The following is a 21,849-nucleotide window of genomic DNA, read 5'->3' on the forward strand; positions in this document are numbered from 1 at the left end:
AGAAGCGGCCCGTTCATTCCTTCAGCGGCGGTAGGCCAGGGCGACGATGCCGCCGACCACGATCAGCCCGCCCAGCACCTGCAGGGCGCCGAGCAACTGACCCAGGATCAGCCAGCCGAAGAACATGCCGGCCACGGGTTCCATGTTCATCACCGGCGCGTTGCGTGCGATATCCAGCCGCGGCATGAGAATGAACAGCAGGGAAAAGGCCGTGCCGTAGAGCAGCACCAGCACCGCCAGGGCCATCCAGCCCGTGCTGGCGTTGGGCAGGCCCAGGCCCCCGGGCAGCGCGCCGCTGAGGCCCGCGAGGATGGAGGCGCTGAATACCACGGCCATGGTCAGCATGCTGCGTACCCGGCCGGGCATGCGTGATAGCCGATGCTCGGTGATCCACAGGGCCACGGCGAATACGCCCGCGGCGGTCAGGCTGAACAGCACCCCCTGCAACCAGCGGGCATCGCTGGCGGTTGCGCCGCTCAGGCGCGCCGACACGTCTAGCACCAGCACCAGGCCGAACAGGATCACGCCCATGATCGCTGCGGCGCGGCCGGTCGGTGCCGGCCCGCCGAGCAGCCAGGTCAGCAGCGCCAGGAGAATCGGCGAGAGGTTCACCACCAATAGCGCCAGGCCCACCGGGATGCGTGCCACGGCGGAGTAGATGCAGAAGCTCTGAATCGCGATCAGCAGCCCCAGCACCAGTTGCCAGCCCCAGGTATCGCGGCTCAGGCGCAGCGAGTCGCGTTGCCACAGCACCAGTGCGCTGAGCACCAGGAAGGTCACCCCCGAGCGGCAGAGGATGGCCAGCAGCAGGCCTGCTTCATGATCGAAGGCGATCCGCGCGGCGATATGGTTGCCGGCGAAGGCGCAGGCCAGGCTGGCGAGAATCAGCGCGGCGATATGCCGGGGGAAGGGAACGGCTGACATGAAGAGGCGTTGTGTCCTTGTGAAGCGAGGCGCCGCCAGGCGACTCGGGTTGAGCTGGGCACGGCTCTGGGCGCGAATGCAGGGGGCCGGTTGCGGCAATGACCAATCCGGGTACGACACTTGGCAGCCGTGGAGGTCACACCTATGCAGCCCCAAGGGCCTTTCTGAGCACCTGGTGCCGATGGATGAAGACACGACGAATGAACCCGGCAACGAGGTGCTTCGCCATGCGTGGTTGGAAGGTGAGTTGGTCGACCAGCAGGCAGACACCGGGCTCGTGAGGGCACGGTGCAATATACCGTTCGTGGCGCCACAGCTTCATCGAGCCCATGGGCGACTGTTCGACGAAGCCCACACCAGGGGTGAGTTCCAGCAGGGTCATGTCCGAGTAATCGATAGGGAGAACGCCGAAGAGAAAGACATGACTGCGAAAAATCCGCATGGCCGGTTGCAGCGTCACGTCAGCCAGTGATCGAACACCCTTCGGTGCAGTCATGCGGAAGAAGGGCCAGATTTCCCTTGAAATGCCTTCGACCGAGGTGATCCACGTCCAGATGCGCTCACGCGGGGCCCTCAGCCTGGACTCGAAGCGGAGCGAGAATGGCTCGCTCATCGGCTGCATCCTTGCCAGTAGTCGTACAGGCCGGCAATGTCGGACGAACACAGCAGGGGCATGGCGTGCCCAAGGCGATCCAACGGCCAGTCCCACCATGCCATTTCCAGCAGCATGGCGATGTCTGGTTCGCCAAAGCGCTTCTTGATCGGCTTGGCGGGGTTACCGCCGACGATGGTGTAGGGTTCTACATCTTTGACGACCAGGGCGCGACTGCCGATGACCGCACCATGGCCGACCTTTATGCCTGGCATGATCATCGCCTCCGAGCCTATCCACACATCGCTCCCTATGACCGTGTCGCCTGCCCGTTGAAAGGCGTCGCGCGATTCGGCAAATGCTGGCTCCTCATTCATGTAAAAGAACGGGAAAGATGAGGCCCAGTCGTAGCGATGCCCCTGGTTGCCGGCCATGATGAACGATGCTCCTGAGCCGATGGAGCAGAAACTGCCGATGATCAGTTGATCGACGTCATCACGGTCGGGCAAAAGGTAGCGGGCACAGTCGTCGAATGAATGGCCATGGTAATAGCCGGAGTAATAGCTGAAGCGCCCTGCCTTGATGTTAGGGTTCTTGATCTGCTCGGTCAGAGGCTTCCCCTTGAAGGGGGTCTCGAAGTGGTTTTCCATGATTTGATTAAGCTCCTGATATCGCAAGAATCGAAAGCGTGTCTTTGCCTTTTTCTTCGATTCCTGCCTCCTATTCATTGTTTCTTGTGACTGATTTATTTGGATCGGGCCAGGTGGCCATGGGGTCATCATCCTACGCATTCCCAGCGCTAGACATGGTCAGTGATCTTTCCTCGTTCATCCTGCCTTGAATGATTGCGCAATCATCGTAGCCTGAAGCGGGTTGTCCATTTTCGGCGGCCCTGTTGGGTCGTCGATTGTCCATCCCGAGGAGGTTTGTATGAACGATCGACCCGCCCCTGTCTGCGCCGATGACGACCGCATCGCCTGGCTGAGCTTGCGCTCGGTGGCGCTGCCGCTGGCCAATCCGATCAGCGATGCCAAGGTGCTCACCGGCCGGCAGAAGCCGATGACCGAGATCGCCATTCTGATCGCCGAGATCGAAACCCGCGACGGTCATCGCGGCCTGGGTTTCAGCTATTCCAAGCGTGCTGGTGGCCCCGGCCAGTTCGCCCATGCTGTGGAAGTGGCGCCGAACCTGATCGGCGAAAATCCCAGCGATATCGCCAAGCTGTGGGACAAGCTGTGCTGGGCCGGCGCCTCGGTCGGGCGCAGCGGCCTGGCGACCCAGGCCATCGGCGCTTTCGACGTCGCCCTGTGGGATCTCAAGGCACGCCGTGCCGGGCTGTCGCTGGCGCGTCTGCTCGGTAGCCATCGTGATTCGGTGCGTTGCTACAACACCTTCGGTGGCTTCCTGCATACGCCGCTCGACCAGTTGTTGAAAAACACCGACATCTCCCGCGAGAAGGGCATCGGTGGCATCAAGCTCAAGGTCGGTCAGCCCGACTGGGCACTGGATATCCACCGCGTTAGCACGGTTCGTGAACACCTGGGCGAGAGCTTTCCGCTGATGGTCGACGCCAATCAGCAGTGGGATCGGGCGACCGCACGGCGCATGTGCCGACGCCTGGAGCCTTTCGATCTGATCTGGATCGAGGAGCCGCTGGACTGCTACGACGCCGAGGGCCATGCCGAACTGGTGCGCCTGTTCGATACACCGATCGCCACCGGCGAGATGCTCACCAGCCCGGCCGAGCACTGGGAGTTCATCCGCCAGCGCGGTGCCGACTTCCTGATGCCGGATGCGCCACGCCTCGGTGGCATCACCCCTTACCTGCGCGTGCAGACCTTGGCGAGCAGGCCGGCATGACCCTGGCGCCGCACTTCGCCATGGAGCTGCATGTGCACCTGGCCGCCAGCCATACGCGCGAGCCCTGGGTCGAGCACTTCGAGTGGCTGGAGCCTCTGTTCAACGAGCGTTTGGAGATTCGCGACGGGCGCATGCTGGTGCCGACTCGCCCAGGGCTTGGCCTGAGCCTGAGCGAACAGGTCGCTGGGTGGACGGTGCAGCAGGCCGAGGTGGGACGGCGAGACTGATAGGGAAGGTTCTTCGGAATCTATGGTGAGCCGTTGGATATGCCCCGCCTGGAGTCGGGGCATGTGGCGAGGTTGGCGCACTCGCGCCAGCAGACTTCGCCCCATTGCGGGCTGTTACGGCCGGCTGCCATCGGCCAGAAGCGGACTGATCCGTACCAAGCTAAGTGGTACTCACTATAAGGCTTTGAGGTCTCTAGTGAGGCAGGCCCTATTAATTTCAAAAACGCCTGAGCAAAATGGCTATATGCCAATTTCTCCTTCGCTTTAGATTGACCTCATGAGGTAGCGGAAAGCTAATCGCTAACACGCAGGAAGTGACCTCTAGCCCAGTCTTCGATATAAGCGGACAGCCTTAATGCTGGTATCTGTGCAATCGCATTGAGTAGCGAAACACCACCGGGAACCCGAATTAAGTTCTGAACTAGGATGCTAGTCGCCTTCATTGCCTTGTGATCTGGATGCTCTCTGCTATGAGACCGCAAGAGGTATTCTAAGACCAAGGAGTTATCCGGATTAGACACTTCTAATATCCATCTTAGCCCTATGAAATTCTTAACCAATCCAAAATGACTTTTGATATCGGCATTATGTACGCCAATATACCTCGAGATTATGGAGAATTTCAGCAGGTCTGGGTCATCTTGCTCATAGACTGTATTCAGGGCAGCCACAGTTAGAGCTATGTGGCTGTGACGATATCTAGCCAAGTCAAACAGGCACTCGCTATATTCAACCAGGTTTATGTTCGATTTGGATAGAGCGACATCAAGCAGTGTCTGTAGCCAAACTGCTGAGTTCAAGTTAAGTAGGCCTTTGGCGAACTCGCGCGAGTAGCTGTCATCTGAAACGAAAATCGCGTTTCCATTTAATGCAATAAAATATGGCGCCAACAGATTTGGGCCGAAGTTTTCTAGAATTTGCTCCGTTATCTCGTCCTGGGTGGACGGATAGTCATACTGCACCACTTCAAAATTTTCTTCTAGTGAACGGATGCGCTCGCTGATTTCATTTACAAGCTGCTCTTTTTCTGATTGAGACGAGATGGTTTTCTGAAACTGTCCATTCAGCCAGCTAATAGACAATTCAGAGCCAAATGACGCCCTTATCTCGTCGCACAAGTGCATCAACTCAATGATTGTGGTGCGAGACACCATTATTTTTTGGTACGATTTCTTAAGTGCGATAAAGATATTGGGAGACGATGCAACCCAAGCGGTATAAGTATCTAGAACGATTCCGTTTTTAGCGTGATCATTAATAATTGCGTAAGCTTGCGAACGCTCCTCTAGCGTGCCCGAGCATGTGGCGATCTCGCCTTTGTACGTCCGAATCATATCGGCAATCTTAATTGGATTTTTCTCCCAAATTGCCGCCATCGCACTTATTGGAATATGTTTCTCGCAGAACTCGGAAATGACATTTTCATCATGCTCGGAGTTCTTTTTGATAATATCCAGCATTGGCTGGACATTATCTTTTTCTATCTTTACAGCCCAAAGTCCGCCGGAATCTGGAAACTCTGTTTCATACCTTTCAAGTACGTAATGAAAGGCTCTAAGAAATTTATGCTTGATTTCCGTAACAGTCCACGTTACATCGCCTTGTATTTTTTGTTGCGTGAAGGAGTCGCCGATCTTTAGGCCGTACACTTTCTTTACATATTGATCCACATTGTCCGGCGCCAGTAGAAGCTGGCTATCGATGTCATCTTCGACAAGTTTTTCGATTTTAACTCCTTCGGAGGATGTAAGTGTAAAATAAACTCCTGCTGAAATATCATCAATCGCTTGTATGTCTATTCTCTTTCCTGAAAAAAGAAATATATGCGAGTAGCCTAACCATATCTCGGCAGACTTGGAGTTTTCAACGAAAATTTTATACCCAAGCGCTAAGCCTTTTTGTGCATCGCCATGTAAAGTAAGTAGTTTTGCTATGTGCATTATTTGCTCAGGACTACCCTCTAACTCTTCTGCCTCATAACCATTTAAGAGTTCCTGCAACGAATTATCGTCATTCTCTAAGCGGCAAATGTCGGAAAGAATTAGATACGCTGTCGCATCGCGACCGCCTTTGCTCAGGTAGGAATTAAGCTGTGCTTTAGCAAGCGCAAAATCATGGTGTTTATAGCCAAAGAGGCCGACCATTAATGTTAAAAAGATACTTGCTAGACCGCCAGCAATGATGCGATCAAAAAAATGTACTGCATCCTCTCTTACAGGATAATCGTTGATATACCCTAAGCACAGAAGCCTAGTTTCTTCTGAGTTCTCTAAAGGATTGGCTATGCCCTTTAGCAGTCGAACTATAATTTTCCAGTCAGAGAAGCTTCTTGCAATTCGGCAGAATGATATGATCTCAGACAAATCATTCTCGGGTGTTATCTGAGAAACGCCGTACTCATATGCTATTTGCATTATTGCGCTTACATTAGAGCCAAGCGCCAGCTCGAATAGTGTATACCTTCCGCGACCCGAAAGCTGCTCTTCTGAGATAAGCTTTTCAAGCCGCTCCTTTCCATGGGCCTGCCCCTGCTTTGCTTGAGCAATGAAAGCTGCAACTTTTGCGGCAGATCTTACCTCTGGATCAAACCGATCTATCGAGTAGCTTTGCATTTTTGCTAACTCAGACCAGTTTCTATCATGAATATTTTTTACAAAGGTATACCTGCGGCGCTCTTGCTCGTTTTCAAGCAGGCTGATTGCTTTATTGAACAGGTCTGGCAGTTTGAAGTCCAGAGAAATCTGAACCGCCAGCTCAGCAAATCTAGGGTTCTCAGGGTAGTTAGCAAGTAACTCTATACTAAACTGCTTTAGATGCTCTGTATCTGCAACTAGCGCGTAGCACAACAAGAGATTGCACGCGTCTACCTCTTGCATAACCCCTAGAGAATGCTGGCTTTCTCTAAACTCGGCCCAGTTCTTTTCAAGGTGCTCTTTTGCTCTATTGACGCTATCAGGGTTTGATACTGGGAATTTGCACTTCCCATTAAGATTGTGCTCAGCGACAACAGCTTCTAGCTCGGCAGCAGCAACAATTCCGCTGATGGTCTTGTTGTCAGGAAATTTTAAGTGAGCCTCTTTCGCAAGCTCCAACCAGTTCCCTATCCTTTTGACCGCTAGCCCTTCAAGATAGGCGGCCTGGACAGACTCTGTTTGCTTTACCCCCTCCCCAATAAGATCGTAAATACCCTCATCATCTGAGCACATTCGAGCGGCTTGGAGTCCATTTGCCGCGAGCCATTCGTTTGACGGGTCTAGCTTTAGTTGCTCTACGGAATACTGGTAGGCTTCATCAATTTTACCGTCAAACATATAGGCTAAGACTTTGTTAGCCTTGGCTTTAGGCTCGTCTGGTGCAAAGCTGCAAGCCTCGTGCAACGTGACGGCCGCTTCGCTTGACCTTCCAAGCTGATATAGGCAAACAGCAATATTTGCTTTTATACGGAAGACCTGTAGCGATGAAAGCTTAGACGCTTGGCGATCTAGAAGGTCTTTAAGTAAGCCTAATGCAGTGTTTGCTTGCCCAGACTCGACTTTTTCTTTAAAACTATCAATCAGCTTGTCGAGTTCGTTTTGCCACTCCCTCGCTATATCGATCTGGGCCGCGCTAACGCCCTGGGCTTGGTGCTTTTGTAGCGCGGAGAGAAGGGCAGCTTCTATTGCGTCAGGGGTATTAATGTTGACGGTGCCATACAACCCCCCTCCGACCGCTACGCTTCCGCCCTCAGCATGCACATGAGTGACCTCAGCGTCTGGCGCCGCTTTCTCTTTCATCTGCGCGTCCGTTCGTCAATGAGAATTAGTTCTTAGTGTTTGTGGTGTTGTTGATGTTGATCGTTCCGTTCATGTCACCACCAGAGGCTGCCGATCCGTCATGGGCCGTAACCTCAATGCGCTTCGTCTTTTTCACGCTGTTCCGAACAAAGTTCACAGTGAAAAAGAAACAAACCACGAAGAAGATCCCAATGCCCGTGAGTACCTTCCAGTTTTCGAGTAGCGAAAAATTAGCGTCCATTTTTACCTTCGCGAAGTGCTGACGTAGCCTCGCACAAATATATCAGGCTGCGGCTCTTCAGGCAGCGCGATGGTTGAAGATATTTTTGTCAGTTCCCACCGGCCGCTTCTGGCCGTTTTCTGCCGTGTTTGCGAGCCATACAGCCAAGGGATGCTGAGAGGTACCGTCGCTGGGTCTCCAACCGCGTTTGCAAGTAATCAAGCAAAAGGCCCCGCCAACCGATTAGCTGGCGGGGCCTTTTGTTTGCCATCCGGCTCAGGTACGCAGAATCTCGTTGATCGCGCTGGGTTTGGGGCGTAGCGCGCTGAACACCTGCCAGAGCACGAACGCCAGGGCCAGACCCAGGAAGGTGCCGGCGATGGGGTTGGTGAAGAAGTCGGCGAAGCTGCCATCCGACAGCATCAGGCCACGGCGCAGGTTGGTTTCCGCCATCGGCCCGAGGATGAAGCCGATTATGAACGGTGCTGCCGGCATGCCCGCCTTGACGAAGCCATAGCCGAGCAGACCGAACAGCAGGATCGACCAGACGTCGAACAGGCGGCTGGACAGGCCGAAGGCACCGACCACGCACAGCACCAGGATGATCGGCAGGAGGATGTGCTTGGGCACGTCGAGCAGCTTGATGAACAGGCGCAGGCCGTAGAACTCCATGAACAGCATCATGCAGGTGGCGACGATCAGCGCGGCGAAGATGGTGTACACCAGCGGGCCCTGGCTGATGAACAGCAGCGGGCCGGGCTGGATGCCGTGGATCAAAAATCCGCCGAGCATGATCGCGGTGACGGTGTCGCCGGGGATGCCCAGGGTCATCAGCGGCATCATGGCGCCGCCGATGCCAGCGTTGTTGGCGGTCTCGCTGGCGACCACGCCACCGATATTGCCCTTGCCGTAGGTGTGGCCGTCCTTCGCACGCTTCTTGGCGATGATGTAGGACACCAGGTTGGAGGTGCCGGCACCGATGCCCGGGAGGATGCCGATGCCCAGGCCGATCAGGCCGGAGCGGCCGGCGTTGGGCAGTTGCTCGCGGAACTCCTTGAGCGAGAAGCCGAAGCCCTTGATGTTCTTCATGCTCACCGACCTGGCCTTGCCCTGCACGGCATGGCGACCGGTTTCCGCCAGCTTGATGACCTCGGCCACGGCGAACATGCCGATCATCACGGTGAGCATGGAGAAGCCGCCGTTCAGCTCGCTGATGTCGAAGGTGAAGCGGCGGATGGCCTCGACCGGAGCGATGCCGACGGTGGACACGGCGATACCCAGCGCGCCGGCGAACAGCCCCTTGATCATGGAGCCGGCCGACAGCGTGGCGATCAGCGTCAGGGAGAACACGGCAATGGCGAAGTATTCATGCGGGCCGAAGCTCAGCGCCACCTTGGCTAGCTGCGGGGCAATGAACATCAATGCGACGATGCTGAAGATGGTGCCGAGGAAGGAAAACACGATGCCGACGCCGAGTGCCTTGACGCCATGCCCCTGCTCCATCAGCGGGCCACCGTCGAACACCGTGGCGATGGAGGAGGGCGTACCGGGAATCTTCAGCAGGATGGCGGAAATCAGGCCGCCCGAGGTGGCACCGATGAACAGCGCCACCAGCAGCGACAGACCGGCTTGCGGGCCCATGGTGAAGGTCAGCGGCAGGCACAGCGCCACCGCCATGGTGGCGGACAGGCCGGGTACGGCGCCGAAGACGATGCCCATGGCCACGCCGACGGCCATCAGCATCAGGATATGAAGGGAGAAGACGGCACCGAAGCCTTGCTGCAGTAATTCGAGCATGGTCGATCCTCAGAGGAAGTCGTTCAGCAGGCCAGCGGGCAGCAACAGGTCGAAGGCCTCGCGGAACAGCAGGAAGATGACGGCCGAGCTGATCACGGCGATCAGGGCATAGGTCAGGTGACGGACTTTCTGGTTCACCGGCGTCAGCACGATGAACTGCAGGTACAGGTACAGCGCGGTCATGATCGGGAAGCCCACCGGGCCGAGCAGGGCCATGTAAGCGAGGATCAGGCCCAGCGTCTTGAACACCGTCCTGGGTTCGACGATCGCGGGAGCAGCGGTTTCGCTGCTGTCATCCTGGCTGGGGGCTTCGTTGGTCACTGCCGTCTTGCTGGCAAAGGCGCCGAGCACTTGCATCACGCCCAATAGCAGAAGCAGGCCGGAGAGCAGCACGGGAAGGGTGGCGGCGTCGACGCCGGCGTGCCCGGGCAGTTGGTAACTCATCGCCATGTAGCCGATGCTGGCGACCAGCATGGCGACGCCGATGATCAGTTCTTTCTTGTTCAGGGTGCTCATCGCATGCCTCGATGTTCTGAGGTGCGATGCGGGCCTGTATCAATCAGACCCACATCGCCTTAGGGCTTACTTGGCCTTGCGCAGCTCGTCCTTGAACTGCATGAAGTCGTCGCGGGTCTTGGCCAGGATGGCCTTGGCTTCTTCGGTGGGGTAGAAGGCGACCGGCTGCTTGAACTTCTTCAGATCCTCGGCGTACTCGGGCACTTCGCTGATCTGCTTCATCAGGTCGGACATCTTCTTGACGATGGCCGGATCGGTGCCCTTGGGGAAGGCCACGATATAAGGCTTGTCCATGGTGATGTCGAGGCCCTGTTCCTTGAGGGTCGGGACGTTGCCAATCATGGGGTTGCGTTCGGCGTTGGGCTGGCCCAGTGCGACCATCTGCCCGCCCTGCACATAATCCTGCACCGAGCCATAGGTGATGGCGCCCATGTCCAGGCGACCGCCAAGCATGCCGACCACGCGGTCGGACACGGTGCCGCCGTCGACCATCTTCAGCTTGATGCCGGCGAGTTTTTCCAGCATCAGGCCCTGCAGGTGGGAGAAGCTGCCCATCTCGGTGCCATAGGTGATGCTGCCCGGATTGGCCTTGGACTTGTCGATCAGGTCTTGCATGCTGGTCACGCCGGATTGCTTGGAGGCGACGAACACGGTGCTCTTGTCGACGCCGGCGATGCAGGACACGTCGAAGGTCTCATAGCTGTCTTCGGTCAGCCCGGCGACCTCGTTGACGATCATTTGGCCCGGATGGGTAAAGAGGATGGTGTTGCCATCCGGCGCTGCGCCCTTGACCTGTTCGGCCGCCAGAGTGCCACCGCCGCCGGCGACGTTGGTCACCACCATGGTCTTGCCGGTGATCTGGTTGAAGTACTTGGCCATCGTGCGGGCGTTGAAGTCGGTGTCGCCGCCAGGGTTGGCGATAACCACGACCTGGATCGGCCGAGTTGGCCATTTGACCTCATCGGCGAAGGTGGCCGCATGGCTGACCAGGGCACCGATGCCGACGATGGCAGAAAGGAGGGAGGCGCGGAATGTTTTTTTCATTGGAATGCTCCGGAGGGTGAATCGAAGTCGCGTGAGTCAGTCGCGACCGAGGCTGGGACGTTTCGGGTGGTATTGCCAACCCGGAACCAGGTATTGCATGGCCATGGCGTCATCACGCGCGCCGTTGGCCACCTTCTTGTAAAGCTCGTGAGCGGCCATGATCTGCTCCATGTCCGGCTCGATGCCGAGGCCAGGCTTGTCGTTTACCCGCACCTGGCCGTCGATGATCTGCAGTGGCTCGCGGGTCAGACGCTCGGTGCCTTCCTGCCAGATCCAGTGGGTGTCGATGGCGGTGACGCGACCCGGCACGGCCGCGGCGGCATGGGTGAACATGGCCAGGGAAATGTCGAAGTGATTGTTGGAATGCGAACCCCAGGTCAGGCCGAATTCTTCGCACACCTGGCCAAGGCGCACGGCGCCCTGCATGGTCCAGAAGTGCGGGTCGGCCAGGGGGATGTCGACGGCCTCCAGGCGCAGTGAGTGGCCCATCTGTCGCCAGTCGGTGGCGACCATGTTGGTGGCGGTGGGGATGCCGGTGGCGCGCTTGAACTCGGCCATCACCTCGCGGCCCGAGTAGCCGTTTTCCGGGCCGCAGGGATCCTCGGCATAGGCCAGCACCTGGCCTTGCCCCTGGCACAGGGCGATGGCTTCATCCAGTGACCAGGCGCCGTTGGGGTCGAGGGTGACACGGGCGTTGGGGAAGCGCGCCTTGATCGCGCGGATCGCGTCCATCTCCTCGGCGCCGCGCATCACTCCACCCTTGAGCTTGAAGTCGTTGAAGCCGTAGCGGGCATGCGCCGACTCGGCCAGGCGGGCGATGGCCTCGGGTGTCAGCGCAGCCTGGTGGCGCAGGTGGTACCAATCGTCCGCCGAGCCTGTGCCGGCGAGGTAGGGCAGGTCGGTACGCTGACGATCACCGATATAGAAGAGGTAGGCGAGCATCGGCACGCTGTCGCGCTGCTGGCCGCTGCCGAGCAGCTCGCAGACCGGCACGCCCAGATGTTGGCCGAGCAGGTCGAGCAGGGCCGCCTCGACGGCGGTGATCACATTGTCCAGGCGCAGGTTGATCTCGTGCGGTTGCTTGAGCACGCGTGCTTCGGCTTCCGAGGTGACCTCGTGCTGGGTGGTCTGTGGCCCCTTGGCTGGCCCGGCGATGGCCTGGCGCAGGCTATTGATAATGCGGTTGTAGCGGCCGATCTGTTGGCCGATCACCCGTTCGCGGCAGCGCTCCAGCGCCTGACGAATGCCTTCGCCGCCTGGCACTTCGCCGCAACCGGTATTGCCGGCGCTGTCCTTGAGCAGCACCAGATTGCGGGTGAAGTAGGGGGCATGGGCGCCACACAGATTGAGCAGCATGCTGTCATGGCCGGCGACCGGGATGACCTGCATGTCGACGATCTGTGGCGTGCTGTGGCGGGAGGCTTCGTACATCTTGGCTGGGGCTCCGGAACTGGCGCGGCCCTTGGCCGCAATGGCGAAGGTACGGTTCAGTCGTGCACCGGGGTCGGCAGGCGAGCCTCGCGGTAGCAAGTGAGCGCATGGGCATGGACGGCAACGAAGCCTGTGCGGCTTGCGCTGTTCGGGCGGCTGCTGGCGGCAGTGCAGTGACCAGCACGATGGCAGGGCAGGGCGGCAATGAAGGTCTGTGACATGACCTGGGCCTCGCTTGTTTTTATTGGTTTGTCATAGGTTGTCGTATGACTTGGCGAAATTAGTACCAGCCCGATCCTGGCCTGTCAACGCTGTTGTGCTTGCCGACGATAACCCTGGCGCTGCTCGACAGGCGTGTTGAGAGCGTCCTCTGTATCTGGATTTCCCTGAGAACACGGGCCCGTGCGTTGAACGTTGAGGGATGGGGGAAAGCGCTACGACGAACGGCGAATGGAAAAACTGGTGTTTTTTTGTTTGTTGTACGATAACGTATCTCTACAGCCGAGGCTGACCTCCTTCCTCACAACTCGCTTTACAGGGTGTTCGCACAATGAATCCACAAGAACTCAAGTCCATCCTCTCTTCCGGTCTGCTGTCTTTCCCGGTGACCGACTTCGATGCTGCTGGCGATTTCAACCCGGCTGGCTATGTGCGCCGCCTCGAGTGGCTGGCGCCTTATGGCGCCTCCGCGCTGTTCGCTGCCGGCGGTACGGGCGAGTTCTTCTCCCTGGCGCCGGACGAATACAGCGCCGTGATCAAGACCGCCGTGGACACCTGCGAGAAGTCCGTGCCCATTCTGGCTGGCGTTGGCGGCCCGACCCGCGTGGCCATCCAGATGGCGCAGGAAGCCGAGCGCCTGGGCGCCAAGGGCCTGCTGTTGCTGCCGCATTACCTGACCGAAGCCTCGCAGGACGGCGTTGCCGCCCATGTCGAGCAGGTGTGCAAGTCGGTGAAGATCGGCGTGGTGGTGTACAACCGCAACGTCTGCCGCCTCAACGCCAGCCTGCTGGAGCAGGTGGCCGAGCGTTGCCCGAACCTGATCGGCTACAAGGACGGCCTGGGTGACATCGAACTGATGGTGTCGATTCGTCGTCGCTTGGGTGAGCGCCTGACCTACCTCGGTGGCCTACCGACTGCCGAAGTTTACGCCGCGGCCTACAAGGCCCTGGGTGTACCGGTATATTCCTCGGCCGTGTTCAACTTCATCCCGAAAACCGCCATGGCCTTCTACAAGGCCATCGCCGCCGACGATCAGGCCACCGTTGGCAAGCTGATCGACGATTTCTTCCTGCCCTACCTGGATATCCGTAACCGCAAGGCAGGCTATGCCGTGAGCATCGTCAAGGCTGGCGCCCGGATCGTCGGTTACGATGCCGGCCCGGTACGCGCGCCGCTGACCGACCTGCTGCCGGACGAATACGAAGCCCTGGCCAAGCTGGTCGAAGCGCAAGGCGCGCAGTGATGCCGCCGCGGGCCGCCCGCCCCGGCTGGCGGCCCGGTCGTGCTCCGGCAAGCCGGCCGCGACGCTTTTGATCGACCATTGACCCCCATAAGAACAACAGGGTAACGCTCATGAATTCACAGACCCCTGCCGCTGTCGGCACTCCGCTGATCACCGAGCTGCAAGTCGTACCGGTCGCCGGCCAGGACAGCATGCTGCTCAATCTGAGCGGTGCCCACGGCCCTTACTTCACCCGCAACATCCTCATTCTCAAGGACAGCACCGGCCATGTCGGTGTCGGCGAAGTCCCCGGCGGCGAGGGCATTCGCAAGACCCTCGAAGACGCCCGCTCCATGCTCGTCGGCCAGCCGGTCGGCAATTACAACGCGCTGCTCAACCAGGTGCGCCGCGCCTTTGCCGACCGTGATTCCGGCGGTCGTGGCCTGCAGACCTTCGACCTGCGTATCACCATCCATGCCGTCACCGCGCTGGAGTCGGCGCTGCTCGACCTGCTCGGCCAGCACCTTGGTGTGCCGGTGGCTGCCCTGCTGGGCGAAGGCCAGCAGCGCGATGCGGTGGAAATGCTCGGCTATCTGTTCTTCATCGCCGACAAGGACAAGACCGATCTCGGCTACCGCGACGAACGCGATGCCGACGATGCCTGGCAGCGCGTGCGCAACCAGACCGCGCTGACCCCCGAGGCCATCGTCCGTCAGGCCGAGGCCGCGCATGCGCGTTACGGCTTCAACGACTTCAAACTCAAGGGCGGCGTGCTGCATGGCGAGGCCGAAGTCGAGGCGATCCGTGCCCTGGCCGCGCGCTTCCCGGATGCCCGCGTGACCCTCGACCCCAATGGTGGCTGGTCGCTGGATCAGGCCATTGCCCTGTGCCGTGACCTGCATGGTGTGCTCGCCTATGCCGAAGACCCCTGCGGTGCCGAGAACGGCTACTCCGGCCGCGAGGTGATGGCCGAGTTCCGCCGCGCCACCGGCCTGCCGACCGCGACCAACATGATCGCCACCGATTGGCGGCAGATGGGCCACACCATCTCCCTGCAGTCGGTGGACATCCCGCTGGCCGACCCGCACTTCTGGACCATGGCCGGTTCCGTGCGCGTGGCGCAGATGTGCAACGACTGGGGGCTGACCTGGGGTTCGCACTCGAACAACCACTTCGACATTTCTCTGGCCATGTTCACCCACGTCGCCGCTGCGGCGCCGGGGCGCGTCACCGCCATCGACACTCACTGGATCTGGCAGGACGGTCAGTACCTGACGCGCAACCCGCTGCGCATCGAAGGTGGCCTGGTGCAGGTGCCGAAAACCCCAGGCTTGGGCGTCGAGCTGGACTGGGATGCGCTGGCCAAGGCGCACGAGCTGTACCAGGCCAAGGGCCTGGGCGCGCGTGACGACGCAGTGGCCATGCAGTACCTGATCCCCGGCTGGACCTTCGATAACAAGAAGCCCTGCCTGGTACGCTGAGCCAGGTCGCCCGGCGCTGTGCGCCGGGCCTTTCGTTCCCCGTGCGAGTCCCCCTGATGCCAGCCGCCAAACCCGGTCGTGTGCGCTACAGCATCCTGCTGATGCTGTTTCTGGTCACCACCATCACCTTTGCCGATCGCTCCAGTCTGTCGGTCGCCGGTTCGGCGATGCAGGCCGGTTTGGGCATCGACGCGGTGACGCTTGGCTATATTTTCTCGGCGTTCGGCTGGGCCTATGTGATCGGGCAGATTCCCGGCGGTTGGCTGTTCGATCGCTTCGGCAGCAAACCCGTCTATACCCTGGCATTGTTCGTCTGGTCGGTGCTGACCCTGCTGCAGGGCTTCGTCGGTTGGCTACCGAGCACCTGGGCGGTGACCTCGATGTTTCTGTTGCGGCTGCTGGTGGGCTTTGCCAGCGCGCCGTGCTTTCCTGGCAATGCGCGCATCATCGCCTGCTGGTTTCCCACCGCCGAGCGCGCCACCGCCACGGCGATTGCCAGTTCGGCGCAGTACGCCGCCACGGCGTTGTTCGCACCCTTGATGGGCTGGGTGGTGCAAACCATGGGCTGGCAGTCGGTATTTATCGTGCTCGGCTGCCTGGGCCTGGCGTTGTCGTTCGTCTGGCTCAAACAATTGCATGGCCCACGTCAGCACCCGCGTATCGAAGCGGCCGAGCTGGCCCATCTGGAACAGGGTGGGGCGCTGATCGATCTGGAAGGGCAGCATGGCGGCAGTGGCGGTTCGCAGTGGCGCTACCTGGGCCTGCTGCTGCGCCAGCGCACGATGATCGGTATCTACCTTGGCCAGTACTGCAATAACGCCATTACCTACTTCTTTCTCACCTGGTTTCCGGTCTACCTGGTGCAGGCGCGCGGCATGAGCATTCTTGGAGCCGGTTTCGCCGCTGCCTTGCCGGCCATCAGTGGTTGCGTCGGTGGTGTGCTCGGCGGGCTGCTGTCCGATGGCATGTTGCGCCGCGGTCATTCACTGACCCTGGCGCGCAAGCTGCCGATGGTGCTCGGACTGCTGCTTTCGAGCGCCGTGGTGCTGTGCATTTTCGTCGAGAGCGACGCGGCCGTGGTGGCGCTGATGGCCCTGGCCTTCTTCGGCAAGGGCCTCGGCTCGCTGGGCTGGACGCTGGTGGCCGACACCTCGCCCCGGCAGATCCTTGGCCTGTCCGGTGGGCTGTTCAATACATTCGGCAACCTGGCGGCGATCACCACGCCGATCATCATCGGCTACCTGGTCAGCCACAGCGGTTCTTTCGATGGGGCATTGGTCTATGTCGGCCTCAATGCCCTGCTGGCGGTCGTCAGCTTCGGCCTGATCGTCGGCCGTATTCACAGGGTCGAGCTGGACGCCGCGTCCGGCTCGACAGCCTGAACGCACAACAGGAGCACGCAGCATGCAGTTGATTCCCCATCAGAATTCGCCCCGTTATATCCGCCTGCACCCGAGCGACAACGTCGGCGTGGTGGTCAATGACCAGGGCGTCGCCGCGGGCGGCCAGTTCGACGATGGCTTGACGGCTATCGAAGGCATCCCGCAGAGCCACAAGGTGGCGCTGGTGAATATCGCCGAAGGTGGCGAGGTGGTGCGTTATGGCGAGGTCATCGGCTATGCGCTGAAACCCATCGTCGCCGGTAGCTGGGTCACCGAGCAGGTGCTGCGCATGCCCGAGCCGCCAGCGCTGGACAACCTGCCCAAGGCGACCCTCAAGACCGCACCCGGCGAGCCGCTGGAAGGCTACACCTTCGAGGGCTTCCGCAACCCGGACGGCAGCGTAGGCACGCGCAACATCCTCGGCGTGACCACCACAGTGCAGTGCGTGGTCGGTGTGCTCGATCATGTGGTCGAGCGCGTGCGTAAGGAAATCCTGCCCAAGTACCCCAACGTCGACGACGTGGTGGCGCTGTCGCACAGCTATGGCTGCGGCGTGGCGATCAACGCGCCGGACGCGGTGGTGCCGATCCGCACCCTCTACAACATCAGCCGCAACCCCAATCTCGGTGGCCAGGCGCTGGTGATCAGCCTTGGCTGCGAGAAGCTGCAGGCCAACCAGTTGATGGATGGCGATGCGCTCACCAACGGCATGGACGAGGAAGACTGGCTGTTCCGCCTGCAGGATTCCGGCAGCGGCTTCACCGGCATGGTCGAGCAGATCATGGCCATGATCGAGGAGCGCCTGAAGGTGCTCGACCAGCGTCGCCGCGAGACCGTACCGGCCTCCGAGCTGGTGGTTGGCATGCAGTGCGGCGGCAGCGATGCCTTCTCCGGTATCACCGCCAACCCGGCGTTGGGCGTGGCTGCCGACCTGCTGGTGCGCGCCGGCGCCACCGTGATGTTCAGCGAGAACACCGAGGTGCGTGACGGCATCCACCTGCTCACCCCGCGCGCCGCCAGCGTCGAGGTGGCCGATGCGCTGATTCGCGAGATGGACTGGTACGACCGCTACCTGGCGCGCGGCATGGCCGATCGCAGCGCCAACACCACGCCGGGCAACAAGAAGGGCGGGCTGAACAACATTGTCGAGAAGGCCATGGGCTCCATCGCCAAGTCCGGCAACGGCGCCATCGCTGGCGTGGTCGCGCCGGGCGAGCGCATCCGTGGCAAGGGCCTGTGGTTTTGCGCCACCCCGGCCAGCGACTTCATCTGCGGCACCCTGCAACTGGCCGCCGGCATGAACCTGCACATCTTCACCACCGGTCGCGGCACGCCCTATGGCCTGGCCATGGTGCCGGTGATCAAGGTGGCCACGCGCAGTCAACTGGCCGAGCGCTGGCCGGATCTGATCGACGTCGACGCCGGTCAGATCCTCTCCGGGCGCATGAGCCTGGAGGAAATGGGCTGGCATATCTTCCAGCTCTATCTGGACGTGGCTAGCGGTCGCCAGCAGACCTGCGCCGAACGGCTGCGTCTGCATAACGATCTGGTGCTGTTCAACCCGGCGCCGGTGACCTGACAGGAGGTTCTCATGGCCAAGACCAAGGTGTTACAGATCGGCCCGCTGAGCGAGCGTTTCAATCGCGAGCTGGCCGAGCAATACGAGGTCAGCGCGCTGTGGCAGCAGGCCGAGCCGCTAGCGTTCCTGCGCGAGCAGGGCGAGCAGTTTCTCTACATGGTGTCCTCGGCGCGTTTCGGCTGCACGGCCGAGCAACTCGACCTGTTGCCCAATCTGCGTGCCATCTGCAGTTTCGGTGTCGGCTACGACCCCTATCCGCTGGAGCTGCTGCGCGAACGAGGTATCGCCCTCAGCACCACGCCGGATGTGCTCAATGACTGCGTCGCCGACCTGGCCATGGGCCTGATGATCGACTGTGCGCGGCGCCTGTCCGAGGCCGACCGTTTCGTGCGCAGCGGGGCCTGGAACAGCACCACGGGTTTCCCGCTGGCGCGGCGGGTCAGCGGCAAGCGCCTGGGCATCGTCGGTCTCGGCCGCATCGGCGAGGCGGTGGCCCTGCGCGCCTCGGGTTTCTCCATGCCGGTGCGTTACCACAATCGCCGGCCGGTCGAGGGCAGCCCTTACCAGCATGAGCCGGATCTGCTGGCGCTGGCGCGCTGGGCGGATTTCCTCGTGCTGACCTGCCCGGGCGGCAAGGCCACCCATCATCTGATCGATGCCGAGGTGCTCGAAGCGCTGGGGCCTGATGGTTTTCTGATCAACGTGGCGCGCGGCTCGGTGGTCGATGAGGCTGCATTGATCACGGCGCTGCAGCACAAGGTGATCGGCGGTGCCGGGCTGGACGTCTTCGAGCGCGAACCCCAGGTGCCGGCGGCACTGCGCGAGCTGGACAACGTGGTGCTGCTGCCGCACGTCGGCAGCGCCAGCGTCGAGACGCGCCAGCAGATGGCCGATCTGGTGCTGGACAACCTGCGCGCCTTCATCGCCACCGGCGAGCTGCTGACGCCGCTCTGAGCCGCCGCTGAATACGCCGGGCGACGCTTGCCGCCTGGCCTGTCGTCACAGCATCACAAGTGCTGTGATCGTTGTTTACCTCACCTGCAGCATCCTCGGCGCACCACAAGTGCGCCGTTTTTCATCTGGCGCGATGAAGCGGTTGCTCGGGCGCTGTAGACTGTGGCGTTTTCCGCAGGCAAGGGGCCAACCACCGTGCAGTCGGTCATTTCCATCGAGCAATTGAACAAGATCTATGCGTCCGGACACCCGGCGCTGCAAGGCATCGACCTGGAGATTCGCCAGGGCGAGATCTTCGCCTTGCTCGGCCCCAACGGCGCCGGCAAGACCACCCTGATCAGCATCATCTGCGGCATCGTCAATCCGGGCGAGGGCAGGGTGCTGGTCGGCGGCAAGGACATCGTCCGCGACTACCGCGCGGCCCGCTCGCAGATCGGCCTGGTGCCGCAGGAGCTGGTCAGTGACGTATTCGAGACGGTCTGGGCGACGGTCAAGTTCAGCCGCGGCCTGTTCGGCAAGAAGCCCGATCCGGCCTACCTCGAGCAACTGCTCAAGGATCTGTCGCTGTGGGACAAGCGCAATGCCAAGATCATGGAACTGTCCGGCGGCATGAAGCGCCGGGTGATGATCGCCAAGGCGCTTTCGCACGAGCCGCAGATCCTCTTTCTCGACGAACCCACCGCCGGTGTCGACGTGGAGCTGCGCCGCGACATGTGGAACATGGTGCGGCGCCTGCGCGAGCGCGGCGTGACCATCATCCTCACCACCCACTACATCGAAGAGGCCGAGGAAATGGCCGACCGCATCGGGGTGATCAGCAAGGGCCGCATCATCCTGGTGGAGGACAAGCAGGTGCTGATGCACAAGCTGGGCAAGAAGCAACTGACCCTGCAGTTGCAGCAACCGCTGTCCTGCGTGCCGGCCGAGCTGGCGCGCTATGGCCTGGAGTTGGCCGATCAGGGCCATGCCCTGGTGTTCACCTTCGATGCCCAGCACGAGAACACCGGCATTGCCGAACTGCTGCGCGACCTGGCCCAGCACGGCATCGACTTCAAGGATCTGCAGTCGAGCCAAAGTTCGCTGGAAGAGATTTTCGTGTCCCTGCTGGAGGAGTCGCGCGCATGAACCTGTACGCCATCAAGGCCATCTACCTGTTCGAGCTGGCGCGCACCTGGCGCACCCTGCTGCAGAGCATCGCCACCCCGGTGATCAGCACCTCGCTGTATTTCGTGGTGTTCGGCTCGGCCATCGGTTCGAGCATGACCCAGGTGCAGGGCGTGAGCTACGGCGCCTTCATCATTCCCGGGCTGATCATGCTGGCGCTGCTGACCGAGAGCATTTCCAACGCCTCGTTCGGCATCTACATGCCCAAGTACTCGGGGAGCATCTACGAGATTCTCTCGGCGCCGGTGTCCTATCTGGAGATTCTGATTGGTTATGTCGGTGCGGCAGCGACCAAGTCGGTGATTCTCGGCATCGTCATCCTGCTCACTGCGCGGCTGTTCGTCGATTTCGAGATCCAGCACCCCATCTGGATGGCGGCGTTCCTGGTGCTGACGGCGCTGACCTTCAGCCTGTTCGGCTTCATCATCGGCGTCTGGGCCGATGGCTGGGAGAAGCTGCAGATCGTCCCGGCGCTGATCGTCACGCCGTTGACCTTCCTCGGCGGGGCCTTCTATTCCATCAGCATGCTGCCGCCAGCCTGGCAGACGGTGACCCTGTTCAACCCGGTGGTGTACCTGATCAGTGCCTTCCGCTGGAGCTTCTACGGCGTGTCCGACGTCAACGTCGGCGTCAGCCTGGCCATGGTGCTGGGCTTTCTGGCGCTGTGCATCGCGCTGGTGGGCTGGATCTTCAAGACCGGTTATCGGCTCAAGAGCTGAACCTGGCAGGGATTTGTGGGAGGCGCTTTAGCAGGCTGTTGAAAAACTACCTGCGTTGCCATTGCTGCGTTAAAAACAGGCTCAAAATGCTCATTTACAACTCGTAAACTGCGCTTTTTCGCCTGTTTTTGCCTTGCACTGGCTGCCTCGCCTACGTTTTTCAACGGCCTGTTAGCGGCGACTGATTTCGAGTCGTCGCGGATAAAGCCCCTCCCACAGAAGCAGTTCTGATCACTTCACCCGCACTTCACACTCGAAGCTTTCCGCTGGTGGCACGTTCGGCTCCCAGGGCTGCTGGTAGGTCAGCAGCAGGCGGCCTTCGCCACGTTCCTGGGCGCTGAAACGCCAGGTGGAGATGCCCCCAGCACCGACCAGGCCGGGATCTTCCGGGTTGCTGTAGACCTCCGGGCCAAGGCTTTGCAGGACTTTTTCGGCGCCATCGCGCACCTCCCAGCGAAAGCCGGTGGTGGGGTTGCTGGGCAGGCTGAGGATCAACAGTTGGCCCTTGTCCAGGGTCAGCGGGCATTGCCGCTGCTTGCTCAGCTCCAGCGTGCCGGACTGGTGGGCACAAGCGCTGAGCAGGGCCAGGGCGGGCAGTGTGAGCAGGCGCAAGGTGGCGTGCATGATGAACTCCAGTCGAATAGAACCTGGCCCAGCATAGCCTTACCAGCAAGCCACAAGCCACAAGCCACAAGTTGCAAGCGGCAAGTCGAGGCGCCCACCGCTATTTCTTGTGGCTTGAAGC

17 protein-coding genes and 1 pseudogene are annotated in these 21,849 nt (G+C 60.4%); 8 read left to right on the plus strand and 10 right to left on the minus strand.

Annotation, left to right across the window (positions count from 1 at the left end):
• Positions 1–21: 21 nt before the first annotated feature.
• The 3 genes from ACSVIK_RS00395 to catB form a co-directional block, all read right to left on the minus strand.
• Positions 22–924 carry an EamA family transporter gene (locus ACSVIK_RS00395; protein ID WP_442442390.1) on the minus strand — a complete coding sequence of 301 codons (903 nt, stop codon included), beginning with the start codon at positions 922–924 and terminating at the stop codon, positions 22–24.
• Between the two features lie 142 nt (positions 925–1,066).
• Positions 1,067–1,537, minus strand: coding sequence for a hypothetical protein (locus ACSVIK_RS00400; RefSeq protein WP_442442391.1), 471 nt, complete (start codon positions 1,535–1,537; stop codon positions 1,067–1,069).
• Positions 1,534–2,166 (minus strand): type B chloramphenicol O-acetyltransferase, encoded by a 633-nt coding sequence (catB, locus tag ACSVIK_RS00405; RefSeq protein ID WP_442442392.1) that lies wholly within the window; start codon positions 2,164–2,166, stop codon positions 1,534–1,536. Before catB ends, ACSVIK_RS00400 begins: the two co-directional genes overlap by 4 nt.
• Before the next feature lie 280 nt (positions 2,167–2,446).
• Between catB and ACSVIK_RS00410 the strand changes: the two are divergent.
• Positions 2,447–3,603, plus strand: a pseudogene (locus tag ACSVIK_RS00410) (L-talarate/galactarate dehydratase).
• 293 nt (positions 3,604–3,896) lie between these two features.
• On the opposite strand, the gene ACSVIK_RS00415 reads toward ACSVIK_RS00410, so the two are convergent.
• The 6 genes from ACSVIK_RS00415 to ACSVIK_RS00440 all read right to left on the minus strand — a co-directional run bounded on the left by ACSVIK_RS00415 (position 3,897) and on the right by ACSVIK_RS00440 (position 12,605).
• Entirely contained in the window at positions 3,897–7,376 is a 3,480-nt protein-coding gene (locus ACSVIK_RS00415) for a tetratricopeptide repeat protein (protein WP_442442393.1), read from the minus strand.
• 496 nt (positions 7,377–7,872) lie between these two features.
• On the minus strand, positions 7,873–9,393 hold the full coding sequence (locus tag ACSVIK_RS00420) for a tripartite tricarboxylate transporter permease (protein ID WP_442442394.1): 1,521 nt from the start codon (positions 9,391–9,393) through the stop codon (positions 7,873–7,875).
• 9 nt (positions 9,394–9,402) lie between these two features.
• Entirely contained in the window at positions 9,403–9,909 is a 507-nt protein-coding gene (locus ACSVIK_RS00425) for a tripartite tricarboxylate transporter TctB family protein (protein WP_442442395.1), read from the minus strand.
• Positions 9,910–9,975: 66 nt separating this feature from the next.
• A complete protein-coding gene (locus ACSVIK_RS00430) occupies positions 9,976–10,953 on the minus strand; it encodes a tripartite tricarboxylate transporter substrate binding protein (RefSeq protein ID WP_442442396.1) in 978 nt (325 codons plus the stop codon).
• A 36-nt stretch (positions 10,954–10,989) separates the two neighbouring features.
• Positions 10,990–12,384 (minus strand): enolase C-terminal domain-like protein, encoded by a 1,395-nt coding sequence (locus ACSVIK_RS00435; RefSeq protein WP_442442397.1) that lies wholly within the window; start codon positions 12,382–12,384, stop codon positions 10,990–10,992.
• Between the two features lie 56 nt (positions 12,385–12,440).
• On the minus strand, positions 12,441–12,605 hold the full coding sequence (locus ACSVIK_RS00440; RefSeq protein ID WP_442442398.1) for a hypothetical protein: 165 nt from the start codon (positions 12,603–12,605) through the stop codon (positions 12,441–12,443).
• A gap of 329 nt (positions 12,606–12,934) precedes the next feature.
• Here ACSVIK_RS00440 and kdgD point away from each other — a divergent pair, with 329 nt between their 5' ends.
• From kdgD to ACSVIK_RS00475, 7 genes are all read left to right on the plus strand, one after another.
• Positions 12,935–13,846 (plus strand): 5-dehydro-4-deoxyglucarate dehydratase, encoded by a 912-nt coding sequence (kdgD, locus tag ACSVIK_RS00445; protein ID WP_442442399.1) that lies wholly within the window; start codon positions 12,935–12,937, stop codon positions 13,844–13,846.
• Between the two features lie 110 nt (positions 13,847–13,956).
• Complete coding sequence (gene gudD, locus ACSVIK_RS00450; RefSeq protein ID WP_442442400.1) at positions 13,957–15,306, plus strand: glucarate dehydratase; 1,350 nt, start codon at positions 13,957–13,959, stop codon at positions 15,304–15,306.
• A 56-nt stretch (positions 15,307–15,362) separates the two neighbouring features.
• The gene (locus tag ACSVIK_RS00455) at positions 15,363–16,688 is read left to right on the plus strand and encodes an MFS transporter (protein WP_442442401.1); all 1,326 of its coding nucleotides are present in this window, start codon (positions 15,363–15,365) and stop codon (positions 16,686–16,688) included.
• Between the two features lie 22 nt (positions 16,689–16,710).
• Positions 16,711–18,267, plus strand: a complete 1,557-nt coding sequence (gene garD / locus ACSVIK_RS00460; RefSeq protein ID WP_442442402.1) for a galactarate dehydratase — start codon at positions 16,711–16,713, stop codon at positions 18,265–18,267.
• Positions 18,268–18,279: 12 nt separating this feature from the next.
• Entirely contained in the window at positions 18,280–19,221 is a 942-nt protein-coding gene (locus tag ACSVIK_RS00465) for a 2-hydroxyacid dehydrogenase (protein WP_442442403.1), read from the plus strand.
• Positions 19,222–19,416: 195 nt separating this feature from the next.
• Positions 19,417–20,346 (plus strand): ABC transporter ATP-binding protein, encoded by a 930-nt coding sequence (locus ACSVIK_RS00470; RefSeq protein ID WP_442442404.1) that lies wholly within the window; start codon positions 19,417–19,419, stop codon positions 20,344–20,346.
• Positions 20,343–21,104 (plus strand): ABC transporter permease, encoded by a 762-nt coding sequence (locus ACSVIK_RS00475; RefSeq protein WP_442442405.1) that lies wholly within the window; start codon positions 20,343–20,345, stop codon positions 21,102–21,104. The genes ACSVIK_RS00470 and ACSVIK_RS00475 overlap by 4 nt, the downstream gene beginning before the upstream one ends.
• Positions 21,105–21,335: 231 nt before the next feature.
• Here ACSVIK_RS00475 and ACSVIK_RS00480 read toward each other — a convergent pair whose 3' ends face one another.
• Complete coding sequence (locus ACSVIK_RS00480) at positions 21,336–21,728, minus strand: protease inhibitor I42 family protein (RefSeq protein WP_442442406.1); 393 nt, start codon at positions 21,726–21,728, stop codon at positions 21,336–21,338.
• Positions 21,729–21,849: the final 121 nt, after the last annotated feature.

Source organism: Pseudomonas sp. NCHU5216 (assembly GCF_052156495.1).
Classification (GTDB): domain Bacteria; phylum Pseudomonadota; class Gammaproteobacteria; order Pseudomonadales; family Pseudomonadaceae; genus Aquipseudomonas.